The 14995-nt window shown below is 74.6% G+C and carries 15 protein-coding genes; 5 read left to right on the top strand and 10 right to left on the bottom strand.

All coding sequences use genetic code 11. The annotated features are described in order from the left end of the window. Positions 1–140: 140 nt before the first annotated feature. Positions 141–1772, bottom strand: coding sequence for an amidohydrolase (locus POD19_RS03605; RefSeq protein WP_144818871.1), 1632 nt, complete (start codon positions 1770–1772; stop codon positions 141–143). Between the two features lie 80 nt (positions 1773–1852). Beyond that, a complete protein-coding gene (locus POD19_RS03600; RefSeq protein WP_144818869.1) occupies positions 1853–3025 on the bottom strand; it encodes a cystathionine gamma-lyase in 1173 nt (390 codons plus the stop codon). Positions 3026–3086: 61 nt separating this feature from the next. On the opposite strand from POD19_RS03600, the gene POD19_RS03595 reads away from it, so the two are divergent. Next, positions 3087–4835, top strand: coding sequence for an ABC-F family ATP-binding cassette domain-containing protein (locus tag POD19_RS03595; protein ID WP_020627042.1), 1749 nt, complete (start codon positions 3087–3089; stop codon positions 4833–4835). Positions 4836–4966: 131 nt separating this feature from the next. Here POD19_RS03595 and POD19_RS03590 read toward each other — a convergent pair whose 3' ends face one another. Then, positions 4967–5329 carry an SRPBCC family protein gene (locus tag POD19_RS03590; RefSeq protein WP_340309326.1) on the bottom strand — a complete coding sequence of 121 codons (363 nt, stop codon included), beginning with the start codon at positions 5327–5329 and terminating at the stop codon, positions 4967–4969. Positions 5330–5433: 104 nt separating this feature from the next. On the opposite strand from POD19_RS03590, the gene POD19_RS03585 reads away from it, so the two are divergent. Then, positions 5434–6171, top strand: coding sequence for a Pr6Pr family membrane protein (locus POD19_RS03585; RefSeq protein ID WP_020627044.1), 738 nt, complete (start codon positions 5434–5436; stop codon positions 6169–6171). A 7-nt stretch (positions 6172–6178) separates the two neighbouring features. On the opposite strand, the gene POD19_RS03580 is transcribed toward POD19_RS03585, so the two are convergent. From POD19_RS03580 to POD19_RS03560, 5 genes are all read right to left on the bottom strand, one after another. Further along, positions 6179–7009 carry an alpha/beta fold hydrolase gene (locus POD19_RS03580; protein ID WP_020627045.1) on the bottom strand — a complete coding sequence of 277 codons (831 nt, stop codon included), beginning with the start codon at positions 7007–7009 and terminating at the stop codon, positions 6179–6181. Positions 7010–7197: 188 nt separating this feature from the next. Beyond that, positions 7198–7725, bottom strand: a complete 528-nt coding sequence (locus tag POD19_RS03575; RefSeq protein WP_340309325.1) for a hypothetical protein — start codon at positions 7723–7725, stop codon at positions 7198–7200. A gap of 11 nt (positions 7726–7736) precedes the next feature. Next, entirely contained in the window at positions 7737–8327 is a 591-nt protein-coding gene (locus tag POD19_RS03570; RefSeq protein WP_044659356.1) for a DinB family protein, read from the bottom strand. Positions 8328–8425: 98 nt separating this feature from the next. Beyond that, on the bottom strand, positions 8426–9970 hold the full coding sequence (locus POD19_RS03565) for an alanine/glycine:cation symporter family protein (protein WP_340309324.1): 1545 nt from the start codon (positions 9968–9970) through the stop codon (positions 8426–8428). A 139-nt stretch (positions 9971–10109) separates the two neighbouring features. Continuing rightward, entirely contained in the window at positions 10110–10814 is a 705-nt protein-coding gene (locus tag POD19_RS03560) for a transcriptional regulator (protein WP_340309323.1), read from the bottom strand. A gap of 167 nt (positions 10815–10981) precedes the next feature. Here POD19_RS03560 and POD19_RS03555 point away from each other — a divergent pair, with 167 nt between their 5' ends. Next, the gene (locus tag POD19_RS03555; protein ID WP_340309322.1) at positions 10982–12109 is read left to right on the top strand and encodes a YeeE/YedE family protein; all 1128 of its coding nucleotides are present in this window, start codon (positions 10982–10984) and stop codon (positions 12107–12109) included. Between the two features lie 52 nt (positions 12110–12161). Further along, positions 12162–12389: a sulfurtransferase TusA family protein gene (locus tag POD19_RS03550; protein WP_144859774.1), complete on the top strand. Its 228-nt coding sequence runs from the start codon at positions 12162–12164 to the stop codon at positions 12387–12389. A 43-nt stretch (positions 12390–12432) separates the two neighbouring features. Here POD19_RS03550 and POD19_RS03545 read toward each other — a convergent pair whose 3' ends face one another. Together POD19_RS03545 and POD19_RS03540 are read right to left on the bottom strand one after the other, a co-directional pair. Beyond that, positions 12433–12588: a hypothetical protein gene (locus POD19_RS03545; protein WP_157557099.1), complete on the bottom strand. Its 156-nt coding sequence runs from the start codon at positions 12586–12588 to the stop codon at positions 12433–12435. A 95-nt stretch (positions 12589–12683) separates the two neighbouring features. After that, the gene (locus POD19_RS03540) at positions 12684–13559 is read right to left on the bottom strand and encodes an NAD(P)-dependent oxidoreductase (RefSeq protein WP_340309321.1); all 876 of its coding nucleotides are present in this window, start codon (positions 13557–13559) and stop codon (positions 12684–12686) included. A 124-nt stretch (positions 13560–13683) separates the two neighbouring features. Between POD19_RS03540 and otnK the strand changes: the two genes are divergently transcribed. Then, positions 13684–14961 carry a 3-oxo-tetronate kinase gene (gene otnK, locus POD19_RS03535; protein WP_082836641.1) on the top strand — a complete coding sequence of 426 codons (1278 nt, stop codon included), beginning with the start codon at positions 13684–13686 and terminating at the stop codon, positions 14959–14961. Positions 14962–14995: the final 34 nt, after the last annotated feature.

Genomic DNA, 14995 nt, shown 5'->3' with positions numbered 1-14995 from the left:
GGCCACCGGACATGCCCCACCCGCTCCCCTGGACGACGAGCCCCTGCGATTTGGCCCCTAACCGGCGGGTTTAGGGGCCATATCGCAGGGCTCGTCGCGGGGTGCCGGGTGTCGCGGGGTGCCGGTGCCGGGGCCGGGCGTCACAGTCCGCCGTGCACGAACTCCCCTCCCACGGCGGTGGCGACGACGTCGATCGCCGCGATCTGCTCGCTCGGCACCGCCCGAGGGTCCTCGCTGAGCACCGTGAAGTCCGCGAGCTGGCCTGCGACGAGCCGTCCCTTGCGGCCGCCCCAGCCGGTCGCCTCCGCGGAGCCGACCGTGTAGGCGTGGAGGGCCTCGGCCACCGTGAGCCGCTCCGCGTCCGGGCCGTACTGCTCGCCGGTCTCGGTGCGGCGCAGCACGAAGTCCTGGATGACCTCCAGCGGGCGGCCGCCGGCCACGGGACGGTCCGAGCTGCCCGGCAGCACCAGGCCCGCGCGCAGCAGCCGCCCGGCCGGGTACGACAGCGCGGCCCGCTCCGGCCCGATCCGCTCCCGCACCGACCCGCCGAACGCGCTGATGAAGTTCGGCTGGGTGGCCATCACGACCTCCAGCTCGGCCATACGGGCCACCTGATCGTCGCGGACCACCCCGCCGTGCTCCACGCGGTGCGGCATCACGGGCCGCCCGAACCGGCCCCGCGCCTCGGCGATCACGTCGAGGGCGAAGTCGAGGGCGGCGTCGCCGATCGCGTGCAGGGCCAGCGCCCAGCCGGCGGCCGCCGCACCGAGGCACGCCCGGCGCATCTCCCCCGCGTCCTGCTGCAGGTAACCGCGGCCATGACCGTGGCCGCAGTAGTCCTCGGTCATCGCGGCGGTCTGCCCGAGCATCGACCCGTCCGTGAACACCTTCGCCGGCCCGATCTGCAGCCACTCGTCGCCCACGCCCGTGCGCACGCCGGCGTCGAGGGTGAGGTGCGTGCCGTCGTCGGGATGGCCGTCCACCGAGTGCAGCGCGTCCAGGGTGACCATCGTCTGGAAGCGGGTGCGCAGCAGCCCCGCGTCCCGGGCGCGCTGATACGCGCCAAACTCGAGCGGGCTGTGCCCGATCCACCCGCCGGCCACCCCCGCATCGGTCACCGAGGTGATGCCCTCGGCCGCGTACTCCTGCGACGCCCGCGCCAGGCACGCGCCGATGTGCTCGTGGGACTCCGGGTGCAGCAGCCGGGTCACCAGGCTCATGGCGGTCTCCTCCAACAGACCGGTGGGCCGGCCGGCGGCGTCCGTGAGGATCCGCCCGCCCTCGGGCTGCTGCAGCACCTGCTCCCCCACGCCGGCCAGGACCAGCACCGCCCCGGACACCGTGACGGCGTGGCCCGTGTTGTGGCGGATGAGCACGGGGCGCCCGGAGGCGGCGGCGTCGAGGCTGTCCCGGTCCGGCTGGGGGCCGGTGAGGTGGCCGGGGTCGAAGCCGGCGCACGTCACCCAGGCGCCGGGGCCGAGCTCGGCGGCGCGGGCGCGGACCCGGCGGTGGACCTCCTCCGCGGTGCGCGCGCCCTCGAGGTCCACGTCCAGCCGGGACTGGCCGAACCAGACGCTGTGCGCGTGGGCGTCGTTGAACCCGGCGAGGACGGTGCGCCCCCGCGCGTCGAGACGTTCGCGCGTCGCGAGGCCGTCCATCTCCTCGTCCACCCCGACGACGACGCCCCGCCACACCCCCAGCCGCGAGGCCGACGGGCGGGCGGGGTCACCGGTGATGAGGCGGGCGTTCTCCACGATCAGGTCGAGCTGCATGGGGCGGGTCTCCTGGGGCGGGGCGGCGGGGACTGGTTCGCGAGCGTAGCCGGGCCCGGCTCAGGCGGGCAGGGTCGGGCTCAGGCGGGTCCGGCCGCCGCGTCCAGCGCCCGGGCCAGGTCGGCGAGCAGCTCCGCCGTCGGCTCGACGCCCACGGACAGGCGCACGAAGCCGGCCGGGACGTCGTCGCCCCAGCGGGCGCGACGCTCCGCCGCGGTGTGGGTGCCGCCGAAGCTCGTCTGCGCCACCACGTACGCGGCCGCCCCGATGAACCGCTCCGCCGCCGCCGCGTCCGCGAACCGCAGCCCGACGAGGCCGCCCGCCGCCGTCATCTGACGCGCCACGACCTCCGCGTCCGGGTGGTCCGCCAGCCCCGGGTAGACCACGGCGCGCACCGCCGGGTGGCCCGCGGCCAGCTCCGCGACCGCCTGCGCCGAGGCGCACATCCGGGCGAAGCGGACCTCGAGGGTCTCGAGACCGCGGTGGATGAGCCAGGCCTCGTGGGTGCCCAGGATCCCGCCGGCCAGGGTCCGCCAGCCGCGCACCCGCGCCATCACCTGCGGGTCCCGGCTGGCCACGTGCCCGCCGAGGGCGTCCGTGTGCCCGTTGACGGCCTTCGTGTCCGAGGCCACGACCACGTCCGCCCCCAGCTCCAGCGGGCGCTGCCCCAGGGGGGTCAGCAGCGTGTTGTCCACCACCACGAGGGCCCCCGCGCCGTCCCGGCGGCCGTTCGCGTGGGCGCGGGCGGCGACGTCCGCCAGGTCCGCGACGCGCAGCCCCGGGTTGGAGGGGGTCTCCACGAGCACCAGGTCGTAGCCGCTCAGGTCCGCATGGGCGAGCCCCTGGGTGGCGACCAGGTCCACGTGCACGCCTCGGGGCGTGAGGTGCTCGGCGGCGAGGGCGCGGGTGGGCCCGTAGCCGTCCGCGGGCAGGAGGGCGCGGTCCCCCGGGTGCAGCAGGGGCAGCAGGACGGCGGCGATCGCGGCCATGCCGGAGGGGACCACGGCGACGTCGGCGTCCTCCAGCGCGCCCAGGGCGGCCTCGAGCGCGGACCAGGTGGGCGTGGCCCAGCGCGCGTACTGGAAAGGCACGTCCGCGCCGGGGGCGGTGGGGGCGCCGTCCGGGTCCGCGCCGGGCAGGTGGAACGCGCTCGCGTGGACCAGCGGCGGGGAGATGGACTCCCCCGGGGCCATCCCGTGGGCGCGGTGGTGCAGGACGGTGCCGAAGGCGGGCGGCGGCGGGGCGGCGGACATGGCCCCGAGCGTAGTCCCGACCCCGGACGCGGCAGCGCGCCCCCTCCCTAGACTGGCGGACATGACCTCCGGCCCTCCCTCCCCCGCCCTGCCCGCCGGGCCCGCCGCCCACCTGCGCGGCGAGCACCTGACCGTCTCGCTCGGCGGGCACCGCGTGCTCACGGACGCCACGGTGCGGATCAACGCCGGCTCGCGGCTCGGGATCGTGGGTGAGAACGGGCGCGGCAAGACCACGCTGCTCCACGTGCTCACGGGCCGGATCACGCCCGACGTCGGCCGCGTGACGCGGGCGGGCACGCTCGCGTTCGTCCCGCAGGCGCTGCGGGCGCGGGCCGACGGGCGCTCCCGCACGGTGGGCGACCTGGTCCGCGACGCCCTCACGGGCCCGCACGCCGCACTCGAGGCCCTGGACGCCGCCGCGGCCGCCCTGGCCGAGGCCCCCGACGACGCCGGCGCCGGACACCGGTACTCCACCGCGCTGGAGCGGGCCCACCTCTACGACGCCTGGGACGCCGGCCGGCGCGTGGACATGGACCTCGAGGGGCTGCACGCGTGCACGGACCGCGAGCACCCCCTCACATCGCTCTCGGTCGGCCAGCGCCACCGGGTGCGCCTGGCCGTCACCCTCGGCTCCCGGCCGGACCTGCTGCTGCTGGACGAGCCGACCAACCACCTGGACGACGTCGCCCTGGACTTCCTCACCCGCCGGCTGGTGGAGCACCCGGGCGGGGTCGCCGTCGTCAGCCACGACCGCGCCCTGCTGCGCGCCGTGTGCACCGACATCGTGGACCTGGATCCCAGCCAGGACGGGCGGCCGCGGCGGTACTCCGGCGGGTACGCCGGCTGGGCGAAGGGGCGCCGCCGCGCCCGGGCCGCCTGGGAGCAGGAGTACGCCGAGCAGAACGCCGAGCGCGAGCGGCTGGAGCTGGCCGTGGAGGACGCGCGGGAGCAGATGCAGGGCTCGTGGCGGCCCCCGAAGGGCACCGGCAAGCACCAGCGCTCGAGCCGGTCGGCGGGGATCGTGCAGATGTTCAACCGGCGCTTCGACGAGCTGGAGGCGCACCGGATCACCGTGCCCGAGCCGCCCCTGCGCCTGGACTGGCCGTTCGCGGACATGCCCGACGGCGACCCGCGGGACGGCGCGGACGCGGCGGCGGGCACGGCGGGCGGGCCGGGCACGGCGGGCGACGACGTCCTGCTCACCGCGGACGCCGTGCGCGTGGCCGGGCGGCTCGAGCAGCCGATGGGCGCGGCCCTCGTGCCGGGCGGCCGCGTGCTGGTGACGGGCCCGAACGGGGCCGGGAAGTCCACGCTGCTGCGCGTGCTCGCCGGGGACCTGGAGCCCACGAGCGGCTTGGTGACCGTGGGCGCCGACGTGCGCGTGCGCCTCGTGGCGCAGGAGACCCCCGCGTGGGACGAGGAGCGCACCGCCGCCGCCGTGTTCGAGGAGCACGTGCGCCGCGTCGGCGCGGACGAGGCCGGCGTCGACGACCTGGGCCGTCCCCTGCCGGCCCCCACGCTGCCCTCGCTCGGGCTGCTCACCGCCGAGGCCGCGGACACCCCGGTCGGACGCCTGTCCCAGGGGCAGCAGGCCCGTCTGCACCTGGCGATGGTGCTCATCGAGCGCCCCCACGTGCTGCTGCTGGACGAGCCGACGAACCACCTCTCCCCCGCGCTCGTGGACGAGATGACCGAGGCCCTGCAGGTCACGGAGCAGGCCGTCGTCGTGGTGACCCACGACCGGCAGATGCTCGCCGACCTCGCCGACTGGCCGCGCGTCGAGCTGCGGACCGACGCCGCGGCGGTGTGAGGCGGGCGGGGCCCCTGGCCACAGGCCCGGCCCGGCGGTCCGCCCTCAGAGGTGCGCCCGGCACAGCCGCCGCAGCGCCACGCGGGCCGGCAGTCGGTAGGCCAGGGCGACGACGGCGGGCCCGTGGACCGTCAGCCCCGCCCGGGTGCCGCGGGGGTGGCGGTGAGGTCGTGCGTCATGGAGACCGCCGTCCCGGCCACCCGCACCGTCCACCGCCAGGTGCGGGCGTCGTCGTCGACCTCCTCGACCACGAACGGGACGCGCAGCCCCAGGGGCGCGTGGACCACGCCGCGAAGCCCGGCCCGCAGCCGGCGCCGTGGCGCCTCCACGGCGCGGATCTGCGGAGCCCACCGCGGCCACAGGCGCAGGTCGGCGTAGCGGGCCCAGGCCACGTCCACGGCGGCGGGCCCGGTCGTCGTCACGCGGCGGAACTGTCGGGGGCGGCGCGCGCGCCTCGCGCCGGCGGGGGTGCGGGTCCAGGGGGTCCGGATCATGGTGCCGAGCGTAGGGTCCGGACCGCCGGCCGGGACACGCCCGCCGGCCCGAGCGGCTCGGCCAGTGCACCGGGGGCGGCGTCGCGCTCCGGCAGGATGGGCGCATGACCCTCCCCACCCCCTCCGGCCGCTGGACGACGACGGCGCGGCCTGCCTTCGCCGTCGCCGCGGCCCTGTCCCTGGGCGGCAACCTGCTCTCACTGTGGATCGGCTCGTGGAAGTCCTCGGACCTGCCGGCCGACGCGGGCTACGCGGGCGTGCTCGAGGGCGGCTGGGAGCACATGCTCAACCAGCCCACGTACTTCACGTTCCTCTCGAACTTCCTGGTGGGGCTGACGTCCCTGCTGCTGGCGCTGCGCCTGCACCGGCCGGGCACGCTGTTCCGGGTGCTGCGGGTGACGGGGGTGGTGTGCATCGTGATCACGGGCGTGGTGTTCAACGTGCTGCTGCGGGACGCCGACCCGATGACCGCCGTCGAGCGGTTCAACGACACCCTGCAGCACATCGTCACGCCGATCCTCACCCCGGTGCTGTGGGCGGTCTTCGGGCCGCGGCGGCAGATCACGTGGCGGGTGGTGTGGTTGTCCACGCTCATCCCGCTCGCCTGGCTGGCGTTCACGCTGCTGCGCGGGCCGTGGCTGGACTGGTACCCGTACACGATCCTGGACGTCCCGCGGCTGGGCTACGACGGCGTCGCCGTCTACGTGGTGGCGATCCTCGTGTTCTTCGTGGCGGTCGCCGCCCTGCTGCGGGTGGCCGACGGCCTGCTGGCGCGGGCCGGCGTCGGGGTGGGGGCGGGCGCCGAGGCGGAGGCCCGGGTGGAGGCCCGTCCCTCCCCCTGACCCCGCCTCAGTCCGACGCCGCGCGGCCCACCTGCACCGCCCACGCGCGGACGAGCGCCTCGGCGACCTCCGGCTGGTCCAGGTGCACGTTGTGGCCGGCGGCGTCGAGCGCCGCGTAGGTGGCGCGCGGGTAATGCTCCAGGAGCGCGGCCTGGTCCCGGTAGCCGACGAGGTGGTCCTCCCGGCCGGTGAGGATCAGGGCGGGCCCCTCGAACGGCGGCGCGGCCTCCTCCGGCACGGCGTCCAGGACGTAGCGCGCGGACAGGCGCTTCAGCGCCTCCTCGTCCACGGCGCGGACGCCCGGCAGCGCGTGCTCGCGGAACCGCTCCCACGTGTCCCGCGTCAGCCGCGGGGACATCTCGAGGAACGGGGCGGCGTCGTCGGGGTCGAGGGTAGACATGAAGGCGTCGTCGCGCTCGCGCACCACCAGGTCGGTGCGGGTGCGCCGGTCCTCGTCCGGGTCGACGACGGGCGCGAGCAGCCCCAGCCCCAACACCTGCGCGCCGAACTCGGCCGCCACGTGCCGGGCGAGCAGGCCGCCGAGGGAGTTGCCGAGCACCGCGAACGGCCGCTCGCCGACCTCCGCGCGGATCCAGTCCACGAGCCAGGCGGCGAGCTCGGGGAGGCCGCCGTCGTCCTGGAGGGCCGAGGTCCGGCCGAAGCCCGGCAGGTCCACGTAGATCCGCTCGACCTCCCCGGCCTCGGCGAGGGCGTCGTCGAGCGGCAGCAGCAGCCGGTGGTCCACGCTGTTGCCGTGCACCGCGATCAGCGGGACGCCGGAGCCGCGGCGGACGACGTGGGGGTTCTCGGGGGTGTGCTCGGATGTGTGCTCGGTCATGGGTCCGAGCGTAGGGCTGAGCGCGCGGTGCCGCCCTCTCCCCGCCGCCCTCTCCTCGCCACCCTCTCCCCGCTGCCCCCTCCCCACCGCTTTGCGGGCCGAATGCGACGCTCCCGTGCCCGATTCAGGGGCTCATCCGTCGGATTCGGCCCACAAAGTGCTCGGCCGGGCCGCCCGGTGCCGGCCGGTCACCAGAGCAGCTGGTCCCCGCGGATCTGCGTCTGGAGTCCGTCGATGCGCCCGAGCACGGAGACCTGCAGCAGGGCTGGCCAGGTGTGCACCACGAGCCCCAGGGCCACCGCGACCACGCCCCAGACCGGATGCCCGACGGCCGCCAGCGCCACGCCCGCCACCGCGTGCAGACCCGCGGAGGCGGCGTGGCTGACGAGGGAGCCCACGGCGGCGGTGCGGATGCGCCGCAGGTCGGCCCGGCCGGTGATGCGGCGGCTGATGGCCGCGTTCCAGCCGACGGCGCCCAGCTGCCGGGAGAGCCAGTCGGTGCGGACCCGGCGGGCGAGATCGCGCCAGCGCGTGTCCCGCCTCCACGGCCGGTCCACGAGCTGCCGCGAGGGCTCCCCGTAGAACGGGCCGAACCCGAAGGTCCCCACCGTGAGCACGCCGACGAACAGCCCCGGCGCCGTCGGCGCCATCAGCACGAAGGCGGACATCAGGGCGGCGACGGTGAGGGCCAGACCGGCGAGCGAGCGGGGAGTCATCACCGCGGACGCTAGCGCACCGGGCCCGCACCCCGGGCGATCCCCTCGAGCCGCCGCACGTGCGCGGCCCACCGCTCGGCGTCCCAGCCGGGCAGGTTGTCCCCGGGGCCGCGCAGGCCGGCCTGCCCGTCGATCCCCTCGCGCAGGATGTCGGCGTGGCCGGCATGGCGGGCCGCGTCGAGGGCCACGTGGGAGAGGATCTGCGCCAGAGTCACCTCGGCCAGGTGCGCGGGCCACCAGGGGACCCGCCCCCGCGCGTCGAGGACGAGGGCCTCGATGGTCGCGTCCGCGTGCGCGAAGCATCGCCGCGCGTAGTCGAGGACGTCCTCGAGGGTCTCGTCCTCGGCGGCGAACAGGTCCGCGCCGTTCTCCTCGCCCACCCCCGGCGCGTCCCAGGGCAGGGGGATGCCGGCGGGGCGGCCGAAGACCTCGCCGAAGTACTCGAGCTCGCACGTGGCCGCGTGCTTGAGCAGGCCCAGCAGGTTGGTGCCGGTGGGGGTGCGGGGCAGGCGGACCTCCCGCTCGGGCAGGCCGTCCAGCTTCGCGAAGAGGGCGTCGCGCTGCCGGCGCAGCCCCTGATGGAGGATCTCCTTGTGGTCCATGGGGTGAGCCTGCCGGGATTCAGGCCGCGCGGACGGCCCTGGCCCGTGGCCCGACGTCGTCGCGGACGTCCGGCGCCCCGGGCCGCCGTCGTCGGTCCTCAGCCCTCCCGGCGCGGGACCACGGTGATGGCCCGGGTGTCCGGGGCGGTGTCCGCGACGTGGTCCATGGCCTCGTCCACGTCCCCGGTGCGCTCGTAGGCGGCGTGGATCTGCTCCCACAGGCGGGCGTTCCGGACGCCGATCGCCGCCGGATCCAGCACGGGGTCCTGGCCGGCACGGCGCTGGCGGTCGTAGTCCTTGAACAGCCGGATGGCCACGGGGCTCAGCAGGATGAGTGCCACGATGTTCACCCACGTGTAGAGGCCGACGCCGAAGTCGGCGAACGCCCACACGAGGGCCGAGCTCTGCACGGACCCGAACACCATGGAGCCGGCCAGCATCAGCCGGGCGATCGCGATGACCGCGCGCTGCGCCGTCTTGTTCGGGATGAGGTAGGCGACATTCGTCTCCGCGTAGAACGCGAAGGAGAGCAGGGTGGTGAAGGAGAAGAGGAAGACGGCAATCGCCACGAAGGACGGGCCGAAGGCGGGCAGTGCCTCGTCGATGGCGATCTGGACCCACGCCGGGCCCTCCTCGACGCCGGGCACGTGCTCCGCGAGCAGACTCTCCCCGTCCGGGCCCAGCACGTTGAAGCTGTTCGTGGCGAGGATCATCAGGCCGGTCATGGTGCAGACGAACAGGGTGTCCACGTAGGCGGAGAACGCCTGGGCCAGGCCCTGCTTCACGGGGTGGGAGACGTGGGCGGCTGCCGAGGCCTGGGCGCCCGAACCGGTGCCGATCTCGGTGGAGTACACGGCACGGCGCACGCCCCACGCGACGGCGGCGCCGAGGATGCCGCCGTAGACCGAGTCCAGGCCCAGCGCGCTGGAGATGATCAGCCCGAATATCGCGGGGACCTGCTGCCACATCAGCCCGACGACGAGCAGCCCCACCAGGATGTACGCGCCGGCCATGAACGGGACCACGAGGCCCACCGTGCGGCCCAGGCGGTGCATGCCGCCGAACACGATCACGCAGAACAGCACGGCCATCCCGAGACCCACCCACAGCGGGTCCCAGCCCCACGCCTCGGTCGTGGCGGCGGTGACGGCGTTGGCCTGGATCTGCGGGCCGGTGAAGACCGTGGCGAACACGGTGGCCGCGGCGTAGGCGACCGCCAGCCACCGCCAGTTCCGGCCGAGCCCCTCAAGGATGTAGTACGCGGGCCCGCCGCGGTACTCGCCGCGGACCTTGTGCTTGTAGAGCTGCGCCAGCGAGCTCTCCACGAGCGCCACGGGGGCGCCGAGGATCGCCGTCACCCACATCCAGAACAGCGCGCCCGGGCCGCCCAGGTAGATCGCGGCCGCGACGCCCGCGATGTTGCCGACGCCGATGCGTCCGCCCAGGGCCATGGCGAACGACTGGAACGAGCTGATCCCCGCCGACGACGATCCTCCCCTGACCAGCTGGCCCACCATGTCCCTGAGCAGCCGCACCTGGGGAGCCGCCATGCGGATCGTGAAGTACAGGCCCAGGGCGAGGAGCCCGACGACCATGGGCAGGCTCCACATGATCGAGTTGGCGGCGGTGACGAACTGCTCCATGGTCACTTCCCAGGTCGTGGACAGGATCCGTGCACTCCATCACATTCGGGCCACCTCGGGCACCCCTGAGCCCCCGGGGGGTCTGTGTGAGACCGGCAGGGTCGGCCGGCCAGACACGCCGTGCCGCCCCCGCACCGGCTCACCCCTGCCCCGCTCCCGCCTCCTCCCGCACCGTCACCGCCAGCTCGATGTGTCCGGCCTCCGGGTCCGCGAGGATCTGGCGGATCTCCGGCGCGGCGCCGGCGTCCTCCACGTCGAACGCGTCCATGAGCCCCAGCAGATCCGGATGGGGCAGCGCGCCGCCGGGGGCGTCGTCGAGGAGGTCGACGTCGCCCGCATCGGCCCGCACGTCCACGTACCGCTCCACGCGGCGCGGCAGCGTCCCGGTTACCACCTCGTGCCCGTCGACCCTGAGGCCCGCGGGAGCCGGACCGCTCAGCGGGACCGCCAGGACGGTATCCACGACGTCGGCGGTGCCCGGCACGGGACGCAGCGCCGTCCACAGCGGCCCGGCGGGTGCCGACCCCGCCTCCGCGAGCGCCTGGAACAGCGTCGCGAAGGCGTCGTTCGCGCGCTCGGTGGTCGCCTCATCACCGGCCTCATCCAGGGGCACCCGCTGCACGACGCCGGCCCACGGCGTCGGCCCGACCGTGCGCTCCGCCACGGGGCCGGGACGGGCGGGGCCGCCGTCGTCGTCGGGATCCGGGGCCGCGTAGACACCGGCGGCCGCGAGCGCGAGCGCGCGGTCCTCGAGGTCGCGGCGGCGTCGCAGCTCGGCCGCGTGCGCCTTCGCGCTCAGTCCGGTGGCGAGGGCGAACTCGCCGACGGTCATCGGGGGGCTCATGGGGCGACCTTTCTCTCAGGTGATCCCAGCGTGGGCGTTCCCCCAAGGGGAGGGTCAAGCGTCGCCCACGGCGCCCCCGCGCGTCGTCTCCGGCACAGCCCTGCGACTGTTACCCCGCACGTCCTGCCCGGCGCGCGGGACCGGCCGCACCCTGTCTCATGGCAGGCATGATCATCACCGGACTCCTCCTCGGCCTCGTCCTGGGCTTCGTGTTCCAGCGCGGACGCTTCTGCGTCACGGGCGCCTTCCGTGACCTGTTCACCATCCGGTCCACCCGATGGCTCACCGCGTTCATGGTGATCGTGGCCGTCCAGTCGGTGGGCGTGTTCGCCCTTGACGCGCTCGGCGTGATCACCCTGGAGGCGGAGACGTTCCCGTGGCTCGGCACGATCATCGGCGGCCTGATCTTCGGCTTCTCGATCGTGCTTGCGGGCGGTTGCGCCACCGGCACGTACTACCGCGCGGGCGAGGGCCTCGTGGGCTCGTGGTTCGCGCTGATCTTCTACATCGTGGGCGCGACCGCGTTCCGCAAGGGTCCGCTGGCCGGCACCACCGAGGCCGTCCGCTCCGTGGAGACGCAGACGGGCTCGTTCCAGCAGCTCACGGGGCTGTCCCCGTGGGTGTTCGTGGCGCTGCTCGTGGCCGGCGTCGGCCTGGCCGTGCGGCATCACCTGCGCCGCGAGGCGGCCATGACCCGCTTCCGCCTGCCCGCTGCCAAGACCGGGCTCGCGCACGTGCTCACCGAGAAGGCGTGGCACCCGTTCGTCACCGCGGCGATCATCGGCGTGCTGGCGATCCTCGCGTGGCCGCTCTCCTGGGCGACCGGCCGTGAGTCCGGCCTGGGCATCACCGGCCCGTCCGCGAACATCGGCGCGTTCCTCGGCACGGGCGAGCTCGAGCTCGTGGACTGGGGCGTGCTGATGGTGACGGGCCTGCTGATCGGCTCGTTCATCGCCGCGAAGGCCTCCGGCGAGTTCCGCGTCCGTGTTCCCGACGCGCAGACCACCGTCCGCTCGATCATCGGCGGCCTCGGCATGGGCTGGGGCGCGGCGTGGGCCGGCGGCTGCACCATCGGCAACGCGATGGTGAACACCGCGACCTTCAGCTTCCAGGGCTGGACCGCGCTCGTGTTCATGGTGCTCGGCACCGGCCTGGCGGCCAAGCTCTTCATCCTCAACCACCGCGGCAAGGGCACGACGCCGTCCCCCGCCTCCGCCTCCGGCCCCACCTCGGCCGAGGGCGCGGCGGCGGACGCCGGGGCGGCCCGCCCCGTGAAGCTCACGCCGATCGGCTGAGCCGACCCGCCCACGAACGACCTCTGACCACCGACATCAAGGAGAGAACATCATGGCGAAGCACCTGCTCGAGACCGACGGCCAGGTCTGCCCCTTCCCGCTCGTGGAGGCCAACCAGGCGATGCAGCAGATCCCCACGGGGGATGAGCTCGTGATCGACTTCGACTGCACCCAGGCCACCGACTCCCTGCCCCGCTGGGCCGCGGAGAACGGCCACGAGGTCACCGACTTCGTGAAGCGCGGCGCCGCGGAGTGGACGATCACCGTGAAGAAGGGCTGAGGGGCGGAGGAGCCCCTCGGCACCTCCGCCCGCCGCAGGGGCCTCAGACCTCCAGCAGCACCTTGATCTCGCGGCGCTCGTCCATGGCCCGGTCCATGGAGCCCTGCGTGCCGACGGCCTCGCACACCCCGTGCGCACCGTGGCCGCCGGCGAGCTCACGCACCTGGGCGGCACCCTCCTCGCCACGCTCGGCGATCACGACGTCGGGTGCACCGTGCGGTGGTGCAACACGAGGGCGAAGGCGGGGCGGAGCGTGCCGCCGCCGCCATCACACGGGTCCGGTTCAGAGCGAGGTCAGGACCGGTAAGTCTGGATGACCTGCGAATCGTCCTTCAGGGTCAGACCGGCCTCGGCGGCGTCCAGGTACTTCTGCTTGGCGGCCTCCAGCACGGGCACCGCGATCCCGGCCTCGGCGGCGGTGGCGCTCACCAGGGCGGAGTCCTTCACGAAGATCCCGATCGCGCTGGCGACCTGTGCGTCCAGGCCCTCGAGCATCCGGGGCCCCCGGTCGGAGAGCATGAACGACCCGGCGGCGCCGTCCGCCACGGCGTCGAGCACCTCGGCGGGGTCCAGCCCCAGACGCTCGGCCAGGGCCAGGGCCTCGGCTCCGGCGACGATGTGCACCGCGCACAGCAGTTGGTTGACCACCTTGAACGACTGGCCGCGCCCCGGCTCCGCCCCGCAGTCCACCACGGCGCCCATGGCGTCCAGGACGGCGCGTCCCGCGTCGATGGCCGCCGGGTCACCGGAGACGAACATGCGCAGCTCTCCGCGTGCCGCACGCGCGATGCCGCCGGTGACGGGGGCGTCCACCAGTCCGATGCCCCGTTCGGCGGCCGGCGCGACGAGCGAGCGCACCGCCTCCGGGCCCACGGTGCTCATCACGATCAGCGTGCTCCCGGGCCGCATGCGGGCGACGAGCCCGTCCTGGCCCAGGGCTGCGGAGGACAGCTGGTCAGGGGTTGCCACCATCACGATCACGGCGTCCGCCTCGGCCGCCGATGCGGCGTCGGCCGCGGCCGGCAGCCCCTTCTCCAGCGCCGCCAGTCGCTGGCGTTCGGAGAAGTCAACCCCCGTGACGTCGAACCCCGCCGCCGCCACCGAGAGGGCCATCGGCAAGCCGATGGCCCCGATGCCGACGAAGGTGACGTTCTGTGCCTGAGGAGTCATATGGCGGCGCCTTCCGTGGTGCGGTTCACAATCTGGCCCTTCGATGTTAGCTTATGTGAAATTCCGTCCCATGTTCACAGAGTCGAACAAATCGGGCGACCCCGCCCGATCAGAAAGGTGCACCATGCCGTTGCGAGCAGGAGTGATCGCCGACGACTTCACCGGAGCCACGGACATCGCCGGGGCCCTTGTGGACGGTGGGCTCCGCACCGTGCAGTTCTCGGGTGCCGCACACGTCCCCGATCACGTGGACGCGGACGCGGTGGTCATCAGCCTCAAGACCCGCTCGATCCCGCCCGGGGACGCCGCCGCCCAGAGCCTCGAGGCCTGCCGCGCCCTCGAACGCCTCGGTGCGGAGCGGATCGTCTTCAAGTACTGCTCCACCTTCGACTCCACCGCCGAGGGCAACATCGGCCCCGTGACGGACGCTCTCCTGGAGCACCTCGGCGAGGACTTCACCGTCGTGGCCCCGGCCCTCCCGGTCAACGGCCGCACCGTCTACCAGGGACACCTGTTCGTGCACGACCGGCTCCTCCAGGAGTCGGGCATGAAGGACCATCCCGTGACGCCCATGCGGGACTCGGACCTGGTCCGGCTCATGGAACGGCAGAGCAGCGGACGGGCCGCGTCCGTCCCCTCGACGGTGGTGGGCGGTGGGTCCGAGGTGCTGCGCGGCGAGCTAGACCGCCTCCGCTCCGAAGGGGTCCGGTATGCCGTGCTGGACACCCTGGACGACACCCACCTCGACACCATCGGCGCGGCAGTGTCCGGCCTACGCCTGACCACGGGCGGCTCCGGCCTCGGCTCCGGACTGGCCCGTTCGCTCACCGGCCGCGCGATCACCGGCGCCGCCACGACCGCGGCCGACGCCTGGCGGTTCACCCCGGGGCGCACCGTGGTGCTGTCCGGCTCGGCGTCCGAGATGACGAATCGACAGGTCGATCGCTATCGCAAGATCGCCCCGTCCCTGGCCGTCGACGTCGTCCGCACGCTGGAGGACGCCACGGCCCTCCGAGACGAGATCCTCGCCTTCGTCCTCGCCCAGGACGGCGGCCCCGCCCCCCTCGTGTACGCGACGGCCGGACCCGACGAGGTCCGTCGCCTGCAGGAGGTCCACGGAAGGCAGCGCGTGTCCACGGCCATCGAGCGCCTCTTCGGCACCCTGGCGGCCGCGCTGCGCGAACGCGGGGTGAGCCGGTTCGTCGTTGCCGGGGGCGAGACCTCCGGTGCGGTGACGCAGGCGCTCGGCGTCACCGGGCTGCGCGTTGGTCCCCAGATCGCCCCCGGCGTCCCGTGGACGGCGAGCCTGGACGGTGCGGTGGACCTCGCGCTGAAGTCCGGGAACTTCGGGGACGAGGACTTCTTCTCCGCCGCTCAGCGCCTCACCGACCCCCGGGCCTGACCCTCCACCGACCATCGCCCGCCCGACACCGAGG

The organism is Micrococcus sp. GPGPB33, assembly GCF_037853785.1.
GTDB lineage: Bacteria > Actinomycetota > Actinomycetes > Actinomycetales > Micrococcaceae > Micrococcus > Micrococcus luteus.
The sequence above is the reverse complement of the archived record's forward strand: the minus strand, read 5'-3'. Positions and strand labels throughout refer to the sequence as shown.